This is a genomic window from Kosakonia sp. S42 (assembly GCF_016624785.1).
In the GTDB taxonomy this organism is placed as follows: domain Bacteria; phylum Pseudomonadota; class Gammaproteobacteria; order Enterobacterales; family Enterobacteriaceae; genus Kosakonia; species Kosakonia cowanii.
Genome location: NZ_JACVTW010000004.1, coordinates 231,141 through 249,383, shown reverse-complemented (window position 1 = coordinate 249,383; position 18,243 = coordinate 231,141). Strand labels below are relative to the sequence as shown.

The following is an 18,243-nucleotide window of genomic DNA, read 5'->3' as shown; positions in this document are numbered from 1 at the left end:
TGAGAAGGCCGGTGCATCAGCACCGGCCTTATTGTTTAGCGCTTAAAGCGCAACGGCGCGCAACAGGCTCGGCGTCAGATCGGTAAAGTGCGGCACATCGCCCGTCACTTCCGGCGCTTCTGGCGAGTTAAACGCCGCTTTCATCGCCTCCTCATCGCGGAAAACGCACTCGGCGATGGCGACGGTTCCCGTCTGCTCAACGGCCGGGAAGAGGGCGGCTGCGCTGAGCAGGCCATAGGGCTGGAACGCTTTGATCACCAGCGGAATATGACTGTTGACGTAATAGTCCCGGTCAAAACGGCTCTGCGGATCGCCGTAATAGGTGACGTATAGCGTGAAGGTTGAAGTGCTCATTGTGTGACCTCTTTAATAACTGGTTTCTATTCGTTTAAGCCGCTGAAAGTGTAGCTGGCATTCGAGGCTGCTAATATGCATTCCGCGCTGTTAAGCCATTACAGAGAGGAAGATGATGATAACGATTGAAGCGGGCAGGCCCGCTCACTACCCGACATTACTGGACATCTGGGAGTCATCGGTGCGTGCCACCCACGATTTCTTACCGGAGGAGGATATTGAGGCGCTGCGCCCGCTGTTAGAAAATCTCTATTTCCCGGCCGTCACGCTGTCGATTGCCCGGCTGGTTGAAGATGGCTCCATCGTCGGCTTTGTCGGCGTCAGCGACAACAGGATTGAGATGCTGTTTGTCGATGCCGCCCGGCGCGGAAAAGGCACCGGCAAAGTGCTCCTGCAACACGCCATCGCGCAGGGCGCGGATGAGCTGGACGTCAATGAACAGAATCCGCAAGCGGTGGGATTTTATCAACAGCAGGGCTTTGAGGTGGTGGGCCGCTCTGAGCATGATGGCCAGGGGCGGCCCTATCCGCTTTTGCATATGAAATTGCAGAAAACCTGATGCTGCCCATTTTTATATTTACGCCAGGGATCGAGCCCTGGCTGTCGCGCAAAATTTCTGCAATTTATCGGCGTTACTTAATCCTCGCTTAAGAATACTCCGATAATGTAAGTGCTACGCTAGCCCATCCCGGGCTATTCCGGAGCCTCTCCTATGCAAAATAAGTCCGCACATCAAACCGTCGCCAGCAAAGTTCCCGCTGTGACGCTGACGTTCTGGTTAACCAAGATTGCTGCGACAACGCTGGGTGAGACCGGTGGTGATGCAGTGACCATGTCGATGAATCTGGGCTACCTCACCGGGACGCTGATTTTCGCCATCATCTTTTTGATTGCCGTGGTGGTGCAGATTGAACGCCACAGCTTTAATAAGTGGATCTACTGGTTTACGGTAGTTGCCACCACGACAGTTGGCACTACACTTGCGGACTTTGCCGATCGCTCACTCGGGATAGGTTATCTGGGCGGCACGCTGCTGCTGAGTTCGCTGCTGTTGCTTTCACTGCTTGTCTGGCGCCTGACCTGCGGCACCATCGCTGTCAGCTCAGTCAACAATGGCGTCACGGAGAGCTTTTACTGGGTCACCATTATGTTTTCACAGACTCTCGGCACCGCGCTGGGTGACTGGACCGCAGACAGCGAAGGGCTGGGCTATGATGGCGGCATCCTGCTGTTTGTCGGCGCGCTGGCGATTATCTGGGCCGCCAGCCGCTTTACCTCCCTGTCGCGCACCGCACTCTTCTGGGCCGCGTTTATTCTGACTCGCCCACTGGGTGCGGTAGTCGGTGATTTCCTCGATAAACCTGTCGCAGATGGCGGCCTTGCGTTGAGCCGCTATAGCGCGTCACTGACGCTGGCGCTGATTATCATGGCGTTTCTCTGGCTACTGCCGCAGCGCCCGGCAATGAAAGTTGCGGTGACGAACTAAGCGTGTGGTAACCACAAAGGGGGAGCAGGCCAGGCGTGGCTGCTCCCTCTCGCTGCAGAAGTTATGCCCGCCCGGACGCTTGAGGGTTACTGACAAAATTCAGGATCGCACTCAGGGTGGCACGCGTTGGATGGTTCACTTCACTCAGGTGATCGCCTTTACCGGCGAAAAGCGGTATGTCATAGCGCGTGGCTAACGCAGCCATTGCGGCGTAATAGGGGTCATCAGCGCCCGCCCAAAACCGCAGCGGGACAGGGCTGGGGAAAAAGCCCTCCGCGTCCTGAGCATGTTTTCTCAGTTCATTGAAAAAGTGCTCCGCCCCTTTTTCATCCTCAGGGGTGAGTGAGGCGGTGAGTTCCGGCGCGACTTGCCGGGCATAAGCGATAAACATCTCAAACGTCAGCTTGCCAACAGGCGTTTCAGGCAGGCCAGCTTCACAATCCCATCCCCCCAACACCACAGAGTGCAGGCGATCTGCGTGAGCATTTACCAGCTCCATCGCCAGCCAGGCACCGGCAGAGTAGCCGATGATATGCGCTTTTTCATACCCCAGTTCATCCATCAGATTGACGATGGCCAATGCCTGGCGCTGTTGGGTGTAGGCGTCCTGATTATCAGGTTTATCGCTCGCCCCGTGGCCGGGCAGATCCGGACACACCACCTGAAAATGGGGACTCAACGCAGAGATGAAGCCGTTATCCACCCAGCATCTGCTATCCATCAGCAGACCATGAAGCATGATGACTAACGGACCTTCTCCCTGCGTGCGGTAAAAGAGGCGCGGCGTTGCTGATGTATATGGCATAGCGATTCCTGTAATGTGCGCGTGTATATTCATAAAGACTAACGCCATGTTCTAACATGGATAATCCTTTGAAAGGCAACAACAGGTGCGTAACCCCTAATATTGGCGAGGCCGTTGATCTGCAAACAGGGAGTAATGATGGCAAGACGACGTGAGCTTAAAGGCATCGCTAACGCGCTCAATTCGAGCTTTGTGAGCCGCAATAATGATTTTCATGGCTACTGGTCTCTGGGGCTGCTAAAGCACTTTGCGATTAGGCACCGATTCACCTCCGTAGGGATTGCATTGCCCGAAACCCGGATCGAGGCGAGCGAGGCATTGATAAATCATCTGGTGCGCTATTACACGAGTATGCTGACAAAGCTGCTGAACAAACAGCGTATTCGACCGGACTGGGTGAGTAACGTCGAGATCATCGTCGATTTTAGTCCCCGGGGAGTCGATACGGCATTAATTGAAGGCGCTGCCTCCGTTGAGCCTTTTGCCTGCCACTGCAAGATTACTGACGATCGCGGTCGCCACTACGCGTCAACCCTCTATGGCCGCTGCTGGATGCACTCGGCGAAGAAGGAGAGTCGCTCGACCCGCTATCATGATGAGTAATGCATTTGCGTTGACGTTATTTGCGCGCGATCAGCCGCAGCCCTCTGCTCACCAGTTTTTTGAACGACGCACACTCGGTATGCTCCGGCGCCGGGCAGCGGGCGGCATGCTTCAGCCCTTCGCTGAATAACTGCAGTTTGCAAATCGTCTCGTCAATTGCCTGCGCGCGCTGCTGAAGTTGCTCGCGGTTGATAGCGACCTTGCCCTGCGGGTTTAACATTGCCGCCATCTCATCGAGCGAGAAGCCTGCCGCCTGGCCGAGGGCGATCAGCTGCAATTTACTCAGTACGCTTTGCGGATACTGCCTTCGCAGCCCGTTACGGCCAATCGGTTTGATTAAGCCCCTCTTTTCGTAAAACCGCAGCGCGGAGGGCTTTATGCCGCTAAGTGCCGCCACTTCCCCAATATCCAGCTCTTTCACCGTTGACTTAAACCTCACTTCACGTTGCACACTCGTCAACACCTTAGCATCTCTTTATCAGGGGAAGGAAAATTGGATAACGCTCTTGTGCTTCACATCATCGTCACCGGCATTGGCGCAACGCTGCTGATGGATGGCTGGTCGATGTGTCAGAAAAAGCTGCTTCGCGTGCCGCCGCTTAATTATGGGCTGGTGGGGCGCTGGTTGTTGTGGCTTGCGCGGGGAAAGGGGCGGCATAACACCATTCTCTCCACGCCTTGCATCAAAGGGGAAAGTTTTACCGGTTGGGCATTTCATTACCTCACCGGCATCCTGTTTGCGGCGATCCCACTTTTGTTGCAGGGTTCGTCATGGCTGCGCGAACCGCTTCTGCTGACGGGGGTGCTGACAGGCGTGTTTACGCTGCCTGCACCCTGGCTGATTATGCAGCCGGCGCTGGGTTTTGGCATTGCGGCCTCGCGCACGCCCAGGCCATGGCGGGCGCGGGTATTCAGCCTGCTGACGCATCTGGCCTATGGCCTCGGGCTGTATGGCGCGGCGCTGCTTTACCCTGTTTAATGCTATTTGCGCGACGGGTCAGGCGGGCAAACGCAGGCCGAAAATGTTCTTGCCCTGCGCGTGGCGATAATAGGCGCTGCCGCCGTGTAGCGCGGCGATGGCGCTCACCAGCGATAACCCCAGCCCGCTGCCGGCGGTGTGACGGACATTATCTCCCCGCCAGAAGCGCTCGAAGGCTTTCTCCGGCTCGGCAAGCGGCTCCCCGTCGTTCGCCACTTCAATTTCAACCGAGTTACCGCCCTGAATTGTGCTGACGGCAATGGTGCCGTTTCCTGGCGCATAGCGAATGGCGTTGGTCAGCAGGTTGGTTATCGCCCGCTGAAACAACATTTTATCGGCGGTGAGGCTGCCCTGCGCATTCAGCTCGATCGCCATTTCACGCTCTTCCGCCAGCGGTTCGAGAAAATCGACCACCATCTCCAGCGCCTCACTGAGCGAGAAGGTTTCCTGATTGAGCCTGATATTGTGATGCGTGGCGCGCGCAAGGAAGAGAATGTTTTCCGTCAGCCGCGACAGCGCTTCCAGCTCCTCAATGTTCCCTTCGAGCAGCGCCTGGTACTCGGCAACGGAACGCTGATGACCCAGCGCCACCTGATTCTGGCCTAACATAACGTTGATCGGGGTGCGGATCTCATGGGCCAGATCGTCAGCAAACTGGGTGAGGCGGATAAAGTCTGTCGACAGGCTCTGACGCATAGCGTTAAGCGCCTTGCCAAGGGGGAGCAACTCCTGCGGGATCGCCTGCAATGGCACCGGCTGATTTAACCGGTCACTGGCGGTCTCGGCCACAATCTGGCTTAAGCGGCCAATGGCCCGCAGCCCACGGCGAATCAGCAGCGGGCTAAGGGCGGCGCAGAGCAGAATGGCCGCCAGTGACACCAGAATGCTTTGCTGGCGGTAGCGCTCAAGCATCATCGCCCGCTCGCGCGCCACACGGGCAAGCGTGACAGTGACCGGCCCGTGCGGCGAGTTGGCCTGCAGGCTGAGCGCTGAGGCGTCCATATCATCCGCGCTGCGCCAGCGGTGCAGCTGCTGCGCGCTGGGCGGAGTGTTAACCGGGATTGGTGCGATATTCGGCAACGCGACGCCGGTATGGTTAATGGTGACGTTTTGCGCCTGCTGCGGGCGGATGCTGAGAATATCCTGGCGAATATCGACCATACGGTTGAAGTAGAGCGGCAGCGACTCCGGCTGAGCGCCATCTTGCAGCAGCTGGCGCAGCTGCGCGGCGCGGTTGATCAGCGTCTGGTCGTCGCGCCACACCAGCTCACTGCGCAGGGCGTTATAGAGGATCAGGCTGATGCCGCCGCAGGCCAGCGCCATGATCAGCGTAAAAATCGCCGTCAGCCTTAGCGTCAGGGAGGGGCTATGCATCGCCTGGCTCCTGCACGGAGAGGCAGTACCCCATGCCCCGGACGGTGGTGATCAGCTTTTGCGCAAATGGATCGTCGACTTTGCGGCGCAGGCGGCGGATGGCGACATCAACAATGTTGGTTTCGCTGTCGAAATTGACACCCCAAATCTCACTTGCCAGCAGCGTGCGCGGCAGGATCTCGCCGTGACGGCTGGCGAGCAGCCACAGCAGCATAAACTCTTTGCGCGTCAGCGCGATGGGCATGCCATCTCGTGTCACCTGAAAACGCGCCGAATCCATCACCAGATCGGCGACACGTAGCGTCGTGCTGTGCGGCTGGTGCTGACGAAGCTGATTCTTGACGCGCGCCAGCAGTTCGGCAAAGGAGAAGGGTTTGACCAGGTAATCGTTCGCACCCAGCTCCAGCCCTTTAACCCGATCCTCTACCGAGTCGCGGGCGGTAAGGCAGATCACCGGCATCTGGCTTGCGGTACGCAGGGTTTTCAACACCTGCCAGCCATCCATGCCCGGCAGCATAATATCGAGGATCACCAGGCTATACGGGTGCGCCAGCGCCAGATGCAGGCCATCGCGCCCGTCCGCTGCGTAATCGACGATATAGCCCGCCTCTTCAAGCCCTTTGCGCACCCAGGCGCTGGCTTTCAGGTTGTCTTCAATCAGTAACAGTTTCATCGGCGCAGTGTGCCACGAAATATTGAGACGCCCCAGCCTTTCAGCGCCAGATGACAATATGGTCATCTTTCTGACAGGCAATTGCGGCAAGCGTGAAGGTATAAATACCGGGTCATCAACACAGGAGAATCCAACATGAAAAAGTCTATCGCTGCGTTAACCCTGGCTGCACTGCTTGCCGCGCCCGCTCTCACTTTCGCGGCCGATAAAAACCCGCTGAGCGTCCATGTGCTGAATCAGCAAACCGGGCTGCCGGCCGCCAATGTTACGGTGACGCTTGAGCAGAAGCAGGGGGATAACTGGACGGTGCTCAACACCGCCAGCACCAATCAGGACGGGCGCATCAGTGCTCTGTGGCCGGAAAAGCCGTTTGCCGCGGGCGACTATCGGGTGATCTTCAAAACCGGTAAATACTTCGCCGACCAGAAACAGCCGAGCTTCTTCCCGGAAATTCCGGTCGAGTTTCATATCGATAATACAAAGACCACCTATCACGTTCCTCTGCTGCTGAGCCAGTACGGCTACTCCACCTACCGTGGGAGCTAACAGCAGATGAAACGTCTTATGCTCGCGCTGCTGCTGGCGGCAGGTCCCGCGACGACGCTGGCTGCGACGCCCGCCACCGTTTATGAGATGACGCAGGCGCTTGCCACGCAGCTGGCAACCGAAGCGTTATCGGTTTGTCATGACATGCATCGCCAGGGCGTGGTGGCGGTGGTCGATCGCGGTGGCAACCTTGTCACGCTGATACGCGATGACAACATCGGGCCGCACAATACGCAGGCTGCCTGGCGCAAAGCGTTTACGGCGCTGTCGACCAAAACGCCGACCCGGCAGTTTGCGAAGCAAGCGCAGGCTTCGCCAGAGACCGCTAACCTCAACACGGTGCATGAGTTATTGCTGCTCGGCGGCGGCGTGCCGGTGAAGTATCGCGGTCAGTGGATCGGTGCTATCGGCATGGCGGGCACCGGCGGTGCAGAATCCGACGAACGTTGTGGGATGGAAGCGATCAATAAGCTTCCCGATCTCAGAACGACTAAAACAGCCTCAGATGAGGGGACAGGAAACATGCAGAGCCGTTGAAGTCGTCTGATGGCCGGATCGGCTCATGGCTGATTTAGCCGCCGCAAGCAGGAAACTACCTGTGGTTTTTACATACTGATTAAATGTCTGGCGAACGTCCCGGTCGCCAGACAGATTTTATTATTTTCGTCGTGCGTCAGATTTATTTATTCAGAATCTCGCGACGAATAATATCCGTGCCTGCGCTTAAAGCATTAAGCTTGCCGGTGGCGACCTGACGCGACAACGGAGCCATTCCGCAGTTGGTGGAGGGGTAGAGCTTATCGGCATCGACGAACTGCAGCGCCTTACGCAGCGTCTCAGCAACCTCCTCGGGGGTTTCAACCGTACTGGTCGCCACATCAATGGCACCGACCATCACTTTTTTGCCACGGATCAGTTCAAGGAGATCCATCGGTACACGGGAGTTATGGCACTCCAGCGAGATAATGTCGATACCGGAGGTTTGCAGTTTCGGGAACGCCTGTTCGTACTGACGCCATTCTGAACCCAGCGTCTTTTTCCAGTCGGTGTTGGCTTTGATCCCGTAGCCATAGCAGATGTGCACGGCGGTTTCGCACTTAAGCCCTTCGATAGCTCTTTCCAGAGCGGCAATACCCCAGTCGTTGACCTCATCGAAAAAGACATTAAACGCCGGTTCGTCAAACTGGATAATATCCACGCCTGCAGCCTCTAATTCACGGGCTTCTTGATTGAGAATTTTAGCAAACTCCCAGGCGAGCTTTTCACGGCTTTTATAGTGATTATCGTAAAGCGTATCGATCATCGTCATCGGTCCCGGTAGCGCCCATTTGATTGGCTGCTTCGTCAACTGACGTAAATAGCGGGCATCTTCAACAAATACCGGTTTCTGACGCTCCACGGCACCCACAACGGTCGGGACGCTGGCATCGTAACGGTTACGAATCCTGACGGTTTCGCGTTTCTCGAAATCGACGCCGCTCAGATGTTCGATAAAAGTGGTGACAAAGTGCTGACGGGTTTGCTCGCCGTCGCTGACAATATCGATTCCGGCCCGTAACTGTTCGTCGAGGGACAAGCGCAGCGCATCCTGTTTCCCGGCGATAAGTTCTGCGTCCTGCAGTTTCCACGGTGACCAGAGCGTCTCAGGCTGGGCCAGCCAGGATGGTTTAGGCAAGCTACCGGCGGTAGACGTGGGGAGCAAAGTTTTCATAGCAGGTGACCTTATATTTTAATAAATCAAAGCGGGTAGCGGGCAGACCATTGCTCAAGAATATCCCTGTAGGGTTCGATAAAATGTTTTTCCGTAAACTTCCCCTGCTCAATCGCCAGCTGGCTACGCTCTTCGCGATCGTAAATAATTTTGGTTAATGAGTGATCCTGATTATTCAGGTCGGGCTGATAATGCAGGCCCGCTGCGGCATTTGCGTTGTAAATCTCCGGGCGATAAATCTTCTGGAACGTCTCCATGGTGCTGATAGTGCTAATGAGTTCCAGATTGCTGTAATCACTCAGCAGATCGCCAATAAAAAAGAAGGCGAACGGCGCAACGCTACCTGACGGCATGAAGTACCGGACCTGCAGGCCCATTTTTTTGAAATAGGTTTCAGTCAGCGATGTGCCATCCTGCTGGTATTCGAATCCTAAAACAGGGTGCTGATTGCCGGTGCGATAATAGGCGTTTTTATTGGACACACTCAGGCAGATCACCGGTGGTTTTTTAAACGCATTTTTGTATTCATCGGAGCGGACAAAATGCTTAAAAATATTGCCGTGCAGTTCGCCAAAATCATCCGGAATAGTGAATGCTGACTGGTTTTTATTGTGGTCCAACAGACGCACGCTAAAGTCATAATCGCGCACGTATGAGGAGAAATTATTACCGGTAATTCCTGCGATGCGTCGATCGGTTTTTTTATCGATGATCGTGGTGTTTAATATTTCTATTGCCGGAAAGGCGTTACCACTGCCGTCGATATTCATCGTCACAGAAATAATATCCAGTTCAACGGCATAACGATCGCCTTGAGGGTTATCCCAGCAGGCTAAGCTGTTAAAACGATTGTTGATCATCGCCAGAGTATTACGCAGATTCTGCTGGCGGCTCTCACCTCTTGCCAGATTGGCAAAGTTAGTGGTGATACGCGTACTTTCGGAGGGGTTATAATGTTCGTCAAAACGCCCGCTCTTAATCGTGAAGGTAAATTGTGTAGTCATAGAAACCGCATCCGACGTCTGATATGAAATTTTATCGCCTCTGTACTCTACATAATTCGAGTTGCGCAAAGGCGGCAAGTAAGCGGATCCCCGGTGCGTACAGGAGTACGTGACCGGAGGGGAGCGAGCGCTGCCAATGTATGTGCAACCTGAAGTGTTACCGTTACAGTTCCGCTATAGTTTTGCCAGAAACGCGGAGCAAGAGGAAGTGACCATATCTCACGGTAATATGAATCCCTTTCATGATCGGGTGCAGTGCAGGTCAGACGTTGAGGTCTATCCATGTCGAACAGAATCTGATTAGCACTCTGGTCATGTTGTATGCGGCTGCGGATGATAAAGATACCCCCCAGACTTTTCGCTAGCGGTCAATCTCCGCTGTTCGTTCAACGCAGATCTTCTTTGAATTGTTATCTGCTTTCATTGCGTAAATCCTGCACCCGTTGTTTACGCGGGAAAATTACCCCTCTTCTTCCGTGGCACGCCGCGCATCGTAAACTTCCTGTGCCTGCTCAATCGCCACGCCGTATTGCCTCGCCCAGCTTACCAAGGCCACAAACGGGTCCTGTAAAGAGCGGCCCAGCGGCGTGATGGAGTATTCGACCGCCACTGGTGATGAGGCGATGACGCGGCGGTTAACCAACCCGTTACGCTCAAGGCGGCGCAGCGCCTCAGTCAATGCTTTATGGGTGATGGGATCGAGCCGGCGTTTAATGGCGTTAAAGCGCGAGGGTTCGCTGCACAGCACGGTCAGGATCAACACCGACCATTTATTGGCAACCTGTTCAAGGATCGGGCGTGTGCTGTTGATTTCAGCCAGCAGGGCAGGGATATCGGTCGACATAAGGTTACCTTCTCTATATCTGGTGTATATCAGGTGCGTAATTGACGGTAAATATACGAAATGTATCATCAGGCGTCCATCCCACGTTCTGGAGTAGCCATGTTGAAACTTGAAGGTAAGACCGCCCTGGTGACCGGCGGTAACAGCGGTATCGGCCTTGCGATTGCTCAGCGATTTGCGCAAGAGGGCGCCCATGTTTTCATCACCGGCCGACGCGAAGCGCAGCTGGCAGAAGCGGTGACGCGTATTGGCGGTAACGTTGAGGCGATTGCAGGGGACATCACTAATACCCAAGACCGCACCCGGCTGTTTGACGCCATTCATGCCAAAGCCGGAGGTCTCGACATCCTCGTCTACTCGTCAGGCGTTTCCGAACCTGCGAGCCTTGAGGAGAGCACGGAAGAGCATATCGACCGCGCTTTTGGCCTGAACGTGCGCGCGATGGTGCTCACGGTGCAGCAGGCCATCACACAGATGGGTGAGGGCGGCACTGTCGTGCTGCTCGGCTCGATTGCCGGCAGCATGGCGGTTTCCGGGTATGGCACTTACGCCGCCAGCAAAGCCGCGGTGCGATCTTATGCGCGAACCTGGACCAGCGAGCTGGCTCCGCGCGGCATCCGGGTCAACACCCTCAGCCCAGGGCCCACGGATACGCCGATGTTCAGCCAGGCGAGCGATGAGGTCAGGCAGACGCTGAGCGCGCAAATTCCGGCGAAGCGGCTGGGACATCCTGATGAAGTGGCGGCTGCGGCGTTGTTCCTCGCCTCGGACGAAAGCAGTTACGTCAGCGGTGCTGAACTGGTGATTGATGGCGGCATGTCTGCATAAGCGGCGTTTTTAATATCACCCGGCGCTGGCACGAACGGTGACCGGGTGCGTGCTTTTCGCTCACAGGAAAGAAAAACGCCTTATAACAACTCATTGCGTAGTGAATTATTTCAGGTGTGACATTGCAGTTCTGAATGAGTGGCACTATAGTAGCAACTTGTACAAGTTTGCATGGGTAAGTTGTACAACTTACCTCGCTATCAGGCTGCCGGCCCAACCATGCGTAATCCGGGCCCACTTAATGAGTGAATAAAATGAATAATCCGACCGCAACACTCCCGCAGACCCTCCAGTCAGTTTTTTCGGTCTTTGAGGCAGAAAAAGAGATCATTGACGAAGTGACTCGTGAGCTTCAGGCCGTGAAAGCGACGGTAGCGAATAAAGACATCATGCTGGCGCTTATCGCCCGCGTAGAGATTGAAACGGATGTGATCCGTAAAGATGTCCTGCGTAACGCCCTTGAACTGGTGGTGCTTCGCACGCTGGACGTCTAATTTTTTGCCAGCGCCTCTGCTTAGCCACAGGCGCTTGTATTGCTCAAATCAGGGACAAGCGCGCCTCGTTCAACCCATGACGCCGCCATAAAACTCGCTGCCATCCCAATGCCTGCGCCTGCCGCTACGGTGGTCAGCACACCTTCGCTGGCATCAACGACGATTGCGGCGGGGAGCACTAACTCAATCTCACGATCCCCTACATTGAACGGGCAGCGAAACAGCTGCCTGCTGCTTTTATAGCGCAGATTCACCGTCTCATGATCCACCCGTTCATCGGGATGCTGCGGCATGACGTGCTTGTCCAGGTAGTCAGGCGAGGCGTAACTTTTATGCTGACAGCGTTCACCAGGCGCTTTATTGTGAATGCCGATAACTCAGGGCGGCGATGCGTATCCCGCTTTAATAAAAGGAATACCGATGATTACATTGCGTCCCATGCGTGAGGATGAATACCCGGCTTATCTGGACTATTTCATTGCGGATTATGCACAAGAGATTGCCGCAAACTATCGCCTTTCTGAGGCAGAGGCGCAGGCCAGAGCCACCCAGGAGATCGCAGACGATCTCCCCGCAGGCGTTAATACGCCGGGCCACGTTCTGCTCTGCCTGCTGGCGGAGGGCGAGAAGCATGTCGGTTACCTCTGGTATAAACCCGATGCTTCGATGCAAACCGTCTTTATTTATGATTTTCATATCTTCGACGCCTGTCAGGGACAGGGCCTTGGTAAAGGCGCACTGCGGGCTTTTGAGGATGAGATGCGGGCGAAAGGCGTTGAGCAGATCCGCCTTCGCGTGGCGGGTGATAACGCGCGGGCGCGCCATGTTTATGAGGCCATCGGCTTTGGCGTGACCGGCATCAATATGAGTAAGAACTTAAAAGACGAGTAGGGGACGGTGCGTCAGCCGAAGGCAAAGAAAATCCACGCAAGCGCGTGGATTTTAGAGAGTGGCTTTTCTTCTATTTAGTCAGGCGTATCAGGCGGTTACTGTCACCACTGACGTGTTAGTTGTCACCTGGTTAGTCGTTACCGAGGAGTCCACTGCCCCAACTTGCCCTTTGATCACGCAGCGATACTGTCCTGCATCGCCTGCGGCAACACCATCCTTACTGTATGTCGCCTTGTTCGCACCGGAGATATTGCTCCAGCTGGTGCCGTTGGTGGATTTCTGCCACTGATAGCTGGCGGCATCATTGGCGTCCACGGTCAGGTTCAGCGTAGCGCCTGTGGCAACAGAAACGGTTGCCGCCGGCTGGGTCTTAATCTGCGGCGTAAAGGCGTAGTAAGGCATCGCATACTCAACGCCGTTGATATTTACCCGCATCCACTGGCGCGGCTTGGACTGCTCAACCGGTACGCTGGATGAGGCCTGCGAACGGGTACTGATTGCCGCGACATCACTTTGCGCACCAAAGCCCGCTTTACCGTTGTGCATCGAGGCGCGGGGTTCGGCATTCACGCCGTTCGGTGCTTCAGCCTGCACCTGACCATCCGGAGTAAAGATGGCCCACTCCCCTTGCTCCTTACGGGTTGTACCGGTGCCGCGGACGTGCACCGCATACTCCCCAAGGGTCGCCGGAAGTTTGACCCACAAGCCCGGCAGCAGCGTGTTGAAATCCTGAGCAATATACTTCACTTCGGTAATGCCCGGCGCTCCTTCCATCCAGTAGGTCACGGCCGGAACGTCTCCGCCACCGCGCGCAACGTGAATATGTAGCGTTCCCGCAGAGCGATCGTTATTTACCGGCATTGGGCCGCTTCCGCCCAGGCTGCCGTAAGTGCTGCGGCAATCGACCTCAATCTTCCAGTGGGTGCCGATTTCCGGCATCCGGAACGAGCCGATATTCAGCCACAGTTTTTTGCTGTCGATGGTGCCGCGCAGTACGCCGCTCAGCCACTTAGCGCGTAGCGGATTGTCCAGATAAGTGCCGCTATTTTGAAACAGCGACATGCCCATTTCAAAGCCGGAAAGCTTGGCGGTGATCGCACTGCCGTCCGGGTTTTTCGGGTAGCTGAACCACTTATCGCTGCCAGGCTCGGTGGTGCGGTCATAATTGACGCCGGTTGGGTTTGACCACTGCGACATCACCACGCGTGAGTTAAAGAACACGGCGTCATACGTCGATGATTCAATGCTCAGCGCCTCAATCAGCCACTGGCCGTTGTTGATATCCATCGGCACCGCGCTGTGCTCGATCCAGCCGTTGCGGATCAGCCCCTGGCCGTGACGCGGGATCCAGATTGCCGGTGCATAGCAGTACTGGAAGTTAAATTCAGAAAGCTCAATCGCCGTGGAGTGATCCCAGGAGCCTGCTTTGCGGTTACTCCAGCCAACTTTGATCACCGGGCCCGCCACCTTGCTGCAGTAGATCTGGTTAAATTTACTGTCGAGGCTGTCGAGATAGTAAATCGCCGCCTCGCCGGTATTGCTGGCCTTGAAATAAGAGACGTTAGCAAAGGTGCCGCCTACGCATTCGTTGGTAATAAACGGCTGCTTGTTGGAAGCGGTATCGTTGAACACCCCAAGCGTGGCGCCAATCAGCAGGTTACTCTTTTCATCCTGCTTGACGGTTTGCTGCCCCTCCCACTCAATGCCGTAAATGGAGAAATAACGGTGGTTGAGCGCCAGCACGGCTGAATTCGATTTATCGGAGACAATGCGGGTCGCAATCTGTTTACCGAAACTGGTGGTCACACCGCGCAGGACAAAGTCGCCCGCGGCAAAGTAACCGCTTGGGTTATAAGGCAGTTCAGCGTCGTCGGCTGCGATCTTCTTACCGTAACGGCGCATATCGAGCGGCTTAATCAGATAGGTGCCTGCACCGAAACGGACGCCAACTTTACTGGAAAGATCGTTGGTTGCGCCGCGGGCAAAAGCGCCGTTCATAAATTCGTACATCGCTTTGACGGCAGGAGCACAGTCAACGGTGCCGCCCGGTACGGCGCCAAAATCGTGAACGGTGAGTGCGTCAATATCCGCATCGCGTCGCCAGTGGTATGCCCCGCCGTTGCTGGCGATAAAACCGCCATCGTCACTGCCCGCCACCAGGTTTCCGATAAACCATCCGTCGCCATAATTGATGGATCGATCGGTGGCTGCCCGCGCATTCCATGAGGTCAGAAAAACACGTTCACCCTCGGTGGCAGGTTTACGTGCACGCAGTGCTGCAAAAGAGGCGACTTCCGTAATGGCGGTGCTGTTTTCATTAGTAGCCATGATATGTGATCTCCTTTAAGTGATGTTTAATACTGTATTTATATACAGTGTTTTTACTGTACGCCGACACCTCAGGCATTTCAATAGCGATTTTTACTTTTAAATCAGTTGCATTTTTGTAGTGGTTCGTACTAAGGAAATCGCGCTCCGCTCTTAGAATCATAAGAAAAATTAATCTATTTTTTGTTAATGGAGAAAGGTAAACGAAGCGGGTGTTAACGTCTGAGAGAGGCAGAAACGCGCCAACGGAACCGTGCGCGCGACATAAAAAATGGCAACGTTAGCTCACGGAAGTGACATTGAATTTGTCACTGAAAAGGCGGACATTCATAAGGCTGTCTCGTGATAGCTTTTTGCGAAAAGGTCGAGACAGGGAGTGATAAAAAAGAGAATGGGTAGCGAATTTTTATCCCTCGTTAGCTTCAGAGGGTGAGGAAGGAGAAGATAAATGCCTGGCGCAGCGGCATAACGTCCCTGCCCGCCAGCCAGGCAATCTACTTATTTTTCAGCGTAATCAATACGGTAGCCACTCCCATCCCGGAAAACGCGGGCAAACCCTGTCTGATTTAAATGCATACCTGCAATAAGCAGTTTCTCGCTGGCCGCTTGTTCCATTATTTTTTTCCGGGTTTCCTCGGCCTGCGCGGGATCGACGTCGAACAGAATAGAAACAGCCGGTTGCGCTGACTGAATATGCGGGTAATGGACAATATCGCCCCATATCAATAAGCATTCACTCTCTGAATCGATACGAAAACCGCTATGCCCGGGGGTATGGCCCGGCAACCATACTGGAAGAATGTCTTCAGCTATCTTCTCGCCGTTGAAAAAACGTGTTTTCGGGGCATAAGCATCTAAGGTTTGCCGCGCCAGCAAAAAATTACGCTGCCCGCGCTCATTCGCCATTTCGCGTTTTTGATCATCCCGCCAGTGCTGCGCTTCGAGAGGGTGCAGGATAATTTCAGCGCGTTTCAAAACCGGCTTTTGTTCCGCGTCGAGCAGGCCTCCAATATGATCCGGATGGCAGTGCGTTAATAAAACGGTATCGACCTCGTCAGGGCTGACACCCGCTGCGGCAAGATTGGCGGTGAGCTGTCCCGGCGCGCCTGCGCCAGCGTCGACCAGAATAACCCGCCCCCGGCCGCGAATAAGGTAACTGTTTATATGAATATCGCCGGGCTTATCGATGCCGGCACGGCACTGAATAGCATCCGCATCAGCGGTTTCAATACCTGATAACAGTTCCAGACTGGCTGACATTGTGCCGTCACTCAGCGCGGTTATCTGGAAATCGTCAATCTGGCGGAACGGAAAAGCGTGGCTCATCACGACCTCGGGGTTAGTTGCGGGCAAAAAGGTGTTCTGCGGGCGATCCAAAGCAGCGGATACGGGCCGTCAGACCAGAAGCCTGTTGCGTGGCAAGATCCAGTTCACACATAAACTTCTCCATCACTTCGGGGGTTCGCAATGGAGTGAGACGGAAAAATAGCTCGGCATAGACCGGTTGCCCGCAGCCCGGCTTTACATTGATAAAAATGATATGCACATTTTTACGTTCTGCGCCGAGGATGTCACAGCAGAGGGCGCTGCATCTGTCGGTTAACGCATCAAGGTTTTGAAACTTGTCAGCATGATTTTCAGAAAGATAAAAAGTCAGATTAGGCATGACGTTATGGCGTCCCTGTTTTAGTGCTCTGCAACTGCGGTGTAAGGGACTCGTAGAGCCAGACACCGGGCATGTCCGTAAACGGCGAAGCAACTTCAGCAGGCAAAACATAGGCAACGCGCCGGGCAGGGCTTTTATCCAGCGCCACCGCAGCCATTTTCAGGCCTTGATATCCCAGTTCTGATTCTAAAAAGCCGATTGGTGTTGCGCTCAATAGCAGAACTTCATTGGCAGAGAGCGCTGGCGCAAGACCCTCAGCGGCATACAGGTTACGGTGCCAGTCAGTAATGCAGGCCTGCCAACGGGAAAAATTACCGCCTCCTTTTAAACGATACTCCTCACTGCTGAGCACATCCGCATCATCGACAGTGTGAATGGCAAGATAAGCCGGGCAGCCAGATTGGAGAGCACGAAAGCGTTGAGAGGTAGTAAAGCCAGTAACAGATATTAACGCGGGTAGCTTTTGCTGGCTGTAAAACGCATTCCATTCAGCCTCGCTTTCAGCATCGGTATAGGAGCACTCCACGGTATAGAACATCAGCCCATCTCCACATGAGTCATAAACGCAAGCAAACAGGTTTGCTCAATGATTTTTCATCATGCTACAGGCTGGTTTAGCCGCTTAAAATCGATACTATGTCATGCATCAGTGACATTTAGTCATTAAAGGCGAGAGCAAGGAGCCTCTTCTATGCGCAGAAAAATACCCAGTAGTGCATCGCTGCAGGCTTTTGATGCCGCAGCGCGGCACGGAAATTTTGCCCGGGCGGCAGAGGAGCTATCGTTAACGGAAGGGGCGATTAGCCGTCAGATTGCGCGCCTTGAAGCGCTACTGAACTGTAAACTCTTTGACCGCGTGGGAAGCCGGGTAAAGCTTAATCCGGTCGGCACGCGCTACGCGCATCACGTACGCGAAATCCTCGATCGCCTCGAAAGAGACACGCAGTACATAATGGGTATGCCGCAAGGCAGTAAAAGCCTGGATATCGCTGTCCTGCCGACCTTTTCCAGCCGCTGGCTGATCCCCCGCCTGAACAGCTTCAACGCGTTGTTTCCGGATATCACTTTAAATATCGCCGCCAGAACGGATCCTTTTATTTTGCCCGGCAGCGGTTTTGACGCCGTTATTCATTTTGAACACTCCGCGTGGGCAGGCATGCGGATGCAGTTTCTGTTTCAGGAAAATCTGTTGCCGGTTTGTCATCCTGCACTCTTGACTCATGATGACGTCAATCAGCAGTTAAACGCACTTCCGCGTATTCACCGCCGACAGAATCCCGATGCATGGCATCGCTACGCGCAGGAGAGCGGAATAGACCTCGATAACCCGGCGCAGGGCGCACGCTACGATCTGCATGAAATGGCCATCGCGGCCGTGATGGCGGGGCAGGGCGTCGCATTGGTTCCGCGTATGTACATCGAGAATGAGTTGCGCTGCGGTACGCTTGTTTCACCGTGGCCTGCATCAGAAAGCCTGAGCAAAAGATTCTGTTTAGTAAAACCGACGGAGACGGGAATCAATGAAGCCGCGCTGGAGAGCTTTGAAGGCTGGTTGCTGGCGGAAATGAAGACGCTCGGCAGCAGCGATTGAAAGTGAACTGTGGCGTTACGTTTGTTGTTTTATTGGTATTAAATGCACTTTATATGTTCTGAGAAG

Annotated in this window: 23 protein-coding genes; 10 read left to right on the top strand and 13 right to left on the bottom strand. The window is 54.7% G+C overall.

Annotated elements, in window-relative coordinates; genetic code table 11:
- Positions 1 to 42: 42 nt before the first annotated feature.
- Positions 43 to 354 (bottom strand): EthD family reductase, encoded by a 312-nt coding sequence (locus tag IAE50_RS08375; RefSeq protein ID WP_023479732.1) that lies wholly within the window; start codon positions 352 to 354, stop codon positions 43 to 45.
- Between the two features lie 115 nt (positions 355 to 469).
- On the opposite strand from IAE50_RS08375, the gene IAE50_RS08370 reads away from it, so the two are divergent.
- Entirely contained in the window at positions 470 to 913 is a 444-nt protein-coding gene (locus IAE50_RS08370) for an acetyltransferase (RefSeq protein ID WP_200580058.1), read from the top strand.
- Positions 914 to 1,066: 153 nt separating this feature from the next.
- Positions 1,067 to 1,840: a hypothetical protein gene (locus IAE50_RS08365; protein ID WP_200133420.1), complete on the top strand. Its 774-nt coding sequence runs from the start codon at positions 1,067 to 1,069 to the stop codon at positions 1,838 to 1,840.
- A gap of 61 nt (positions 1,841 to 1,901) precedes the next feature.
- Here IAE50_RS08365 and IAE50_RS08360 read toward each other — a convergent pair whose 3' ends face one another.
- A complete protein-coding gene (locus IAE50_RS08360; protein ID WP_200580023.1) occupies positions 1,902 to 2,645 on the bottom strand; it encodes an alpha/beta fold hydrolase in 744 nt (247 codons plus the stop codon).
- A gap of 138 nt (positions 2,646 to 2,783) precedes the next feature.
- Here IAE50_RS08360 and IAE50_RS08355 point away from each other — a divergent pair, with 138 nt between their 5' ends.
- A complete protein-coding gene (locus IAE50_RS08355; protein WP_200580022.1) occupies positions 2,784 to 3,248 on the top strand; it encodes a hypothetical protein in 465 nt (154 codons plus the stop codon).
- A gap of 16 nt (positions 3,249 to 3,264) precedes the next feature.
- On the opposite strand, the gene IAE50_RS08350 is transcribed toward IAE50_RS08355, so the two are convergent.
- A complete protein-coding gene (locus tag IAE50_RS08350) occupies positions 3,265 to 3,669 on the bottom strand; it encodes a helix-turn-helix domain-containing protein (protein WP_042716556.1) in 405 nt (134 codons plus the stop codon).
- 72 nt (positions 3,670 to 3,741) lie between these two features.
- On the opposite strand from IAE50_RS08350, the gene IAE50_RS08345 reads away from it, so the two are divergent.
- Entirely contained in the window at positions 3,742 to 4,227 is a 486-nt protein-coding gene (locus tag IAE50_RS08345; protein ID WP_200580021.1) for a DUF2938 domain-containing protein, read from the top strand.
- A gap of 18 nt (positions 4,228 to 4,245) precedes the next feature.
- Here the strand turns inward: IAE50_RS08345 and IAE50_RS08340 are convergent, their stop codons facing one another.
- Together IAE50_RS08340 and hprR are read right to left on the bottom strand one after the other, a co-directional pair.
- Positions 4,246 to 5,601, bottom strand: a complete 1,356-nt coding sequence (locus IAE50_RS08340) for a heavy metal sensor histidine kinase (protein ID WP_200580020.1) — start codon at positions 5,599 to 5,601, stop codon at positions 4,246 to 4,248.
- Positions 5,594 to 6,274 carry a response regulator transcription factor HprR gene (gene hprR, locus IAE50_RS08335; protein ID WP_200133415.1) on the bottom strand — a complete coding sequence of 227 codons (681 nt, stop codon included), beginning with the start codon at positions 6,272 to 6,274 and terminating at the stop codon, positions 5,594 to 5,596. Before hprR ends, IAE50_RS08340 begins: the two co-directional genes overlap by 8 nt.
- A gap of 135 nt (positions 6,275 to 6,409) precedes the next feature.
- On the opposite strand from hprR, the gene uraH reads away from it, so the two are divergent.
- A complete protein-coding gene (uraH, locus tag IAE50_RS08330; protein ID WP_042713806.1) occupies positions 6,410 to 6,820 on the top strand; it encodes a hydroxyisourate hydrolase in 411 nt (136 codons plus the stop codon).
- Positions 6,821 to 6,826: 6 nt separating this feature from the next.
- The gene (locus tag IAE50_RS08325; RefSeq protein ID WP_200580019.1) at positions 6,827 to 7,357 is read left to right on the top strand and encodes a heme-binding protein; all 531 of its coding nucleotides are present in this window, start codon (positions 6,827 to 6,829) and stop codon (positions 7,355 to 7,357) included.
- A 142-nt stretch (positions 7,358 to 7,499) separates the two neighbouring features.
- Here the strand turns inward: IAE50_RS08325 and IAE50_RS08320 are convergent, their stop codons facing one another.
- From IAE50_RS08320 to IAE50_RS08310, 3 genes are all read right to left on the bottom strand, one after another.
- Positions 7,500 to 8,531, bottom strand: coding sequence for a methionine synthase (locus IAE50_RS08320; protein WP_200580018.1), 1,032 nt, complete (start codon positions 8,529 to 8,531; stop codon positions 7,500 to 7,502).
- Positions 8,532 to 8,557: 26 nt separating this feature from the next.
- On the bottom strand, positions 8,558 to 9,535 hold the full coding sequence (locus IAE50_RS08315) for a DUF1852 domain-containing protein (RefSeq protein ID WP_200580056.1): 978 nt from the start codon (positions 9,533 to 9,535) through the stop codon (positions 8,558 to 8,560).
- 460 nt (positions 9,536 to 9,995) lie between these two features.
- Positions 9,996 to 10,379 (bottom strand): helix-turn-helix domain-containing protein, encoded by a 384-nt coding sequence (locus IAE50_RS08310; protein ID WP_042713800.1) that lies wholly within the window; start codon positions 10,377 to 10,379, stop codon positions 9,996 to 9,998.
- Positions 10,380 to 10,478: 99 nt separating this feature from the next.
- Here IAE50_RS08310 and IAE50_RS08305 point away from each other — a divergent pair, with 99 nt between their 5' ends.
- Together IAE50_RS08305 and IAE50_RS08300 are read left to right on the top strand one after the other, a co-directional pair.
- On the top strand, positions 10,479 to 11,207 hold the full coding sequence (locus IAE50_RS08305) for an SDR family NAD(P)-dependent oxidoreductase (RefSeq protein WP_200580017.1): 729 nt from the start codon (positions 10,479 to 10,481) through the stop codon (positions 11,205 to 11,207).
- Between the two features lie 254 nt (positions 11,208 to 11,461).
- A complete protein-coding gene (locus IAE50_RS08300; protein WP_200580016.1) occupies positions 11,462 to 11,701 on the top strand; it encodes a biofilm development regulator YmgB/AriR family protein in 240 nt (79 codons plus the stop codon).
- A gap of 20 nt (positions 11,702 to 11,721) precedes the next feature.
- On the opposite strand, the gene IAE50_RS08295 is transcribed toward IAE50_RS08300, so the two are convergent.
- Entirely contained in the window at positions 11,722 to 11,994 is a 273-nt protein-coding gene (locus IAE50_RS08295) for a hypothetical protein (RefSeq protein ID WP_200580015.1), read from the bottom strand.
- Positions 11,995 to 12,121: 127 nt separating this feature from the next.
- Here IAE50_RS08295 and IAE50_RS08290 point away from each other — a divergent pair, with 127 nt between their 5' ends.
- On the top strand, positions 12,122 to 12,592 hold the full coding sequence (locus tag IAE50_RS08290; RefSeq protein ID WP_042716214.1) for a GNAT family N-acetyltransferase: 471 nt from the start codon (positions 12,122 to 12,124) through the stop codon (positions 12,590 to 12,592).
- 87 nt (positions 12,593 to 12,679) lie between these two features.
- On the opposite strand, the gene IAE50_RS08285 is transcribed toward IAE50_RS08290, so the two are convergent.
- From IAE50_RS08285 to IAE50_RS08270, 4 genes are all read right to left on the bottom strand, one after another.
- A complete protein-coding gene (locus IAE50_RS08285; protein WP_200580014.1) occupies positions 12,680 to 14,920 on the bottom strand; it encodes an immunoglobulin domain-containing protein in 2,241 nt (746 codons plus the stop codon).
- A 498-nt stretch (positions 14,921 to 15,418) separates the two neighbouring features.
- Positions 15,419 to 16,246 (bottom strand): MBL fold metallo-hydrolase, encoded by an 828-nt coding sequence (locus IAE50_RS08280; protein ID WP_200580013.1) that lies wholly within the window; start codon positions 16,244 to 16,246, stop codon positions 15,419 to 15,421.
- Positions 16,247 to 16,259: 13 nt separating this feature from the next.
- Positions 16,260 to 16,586, bottom strand: coding sequence for a hypothetical protein (locus tag IAE50_RS08275; RefSeq protein WP_200580012.1), 327 nt, complete (start codon positions 16,584 to 16,586; stop codon positions 16,260 to 16,262).
- Positions 16,587 to 16,590: 4 nt separating this feature from the next.
- Positions 16,591 to 17,124: a sugar ABC transporter gene (locus IAE50_RS08270; protein WP_200580011.1), complete on the bottom strand. Its 534-nt coding sequence runs from the start codon at positions 17,122 to 17,124 to the stop codon at positions 16,591 to 16,593.
- Between the two features lie 153 nt (positions 17,125 to 17,277).
- Between IAE50_RS08270 and IAE50_RS08265 the strand changes: the two genes are divergently transcribed.
- On the top strand, positions 17,278 to 18,177 hold the full coding sequence (locus IAE50_RS08265; protein ID WP_200580010.1) for a LysR substrate-binding domain-containing protein: 900 nt from the start codon (positions 17,278 to 17,280) through the stop codon (positions 18,175 to 18,177).
- Positions 18,178 to 18,243 lie beyond the last annotated feature (66 nt).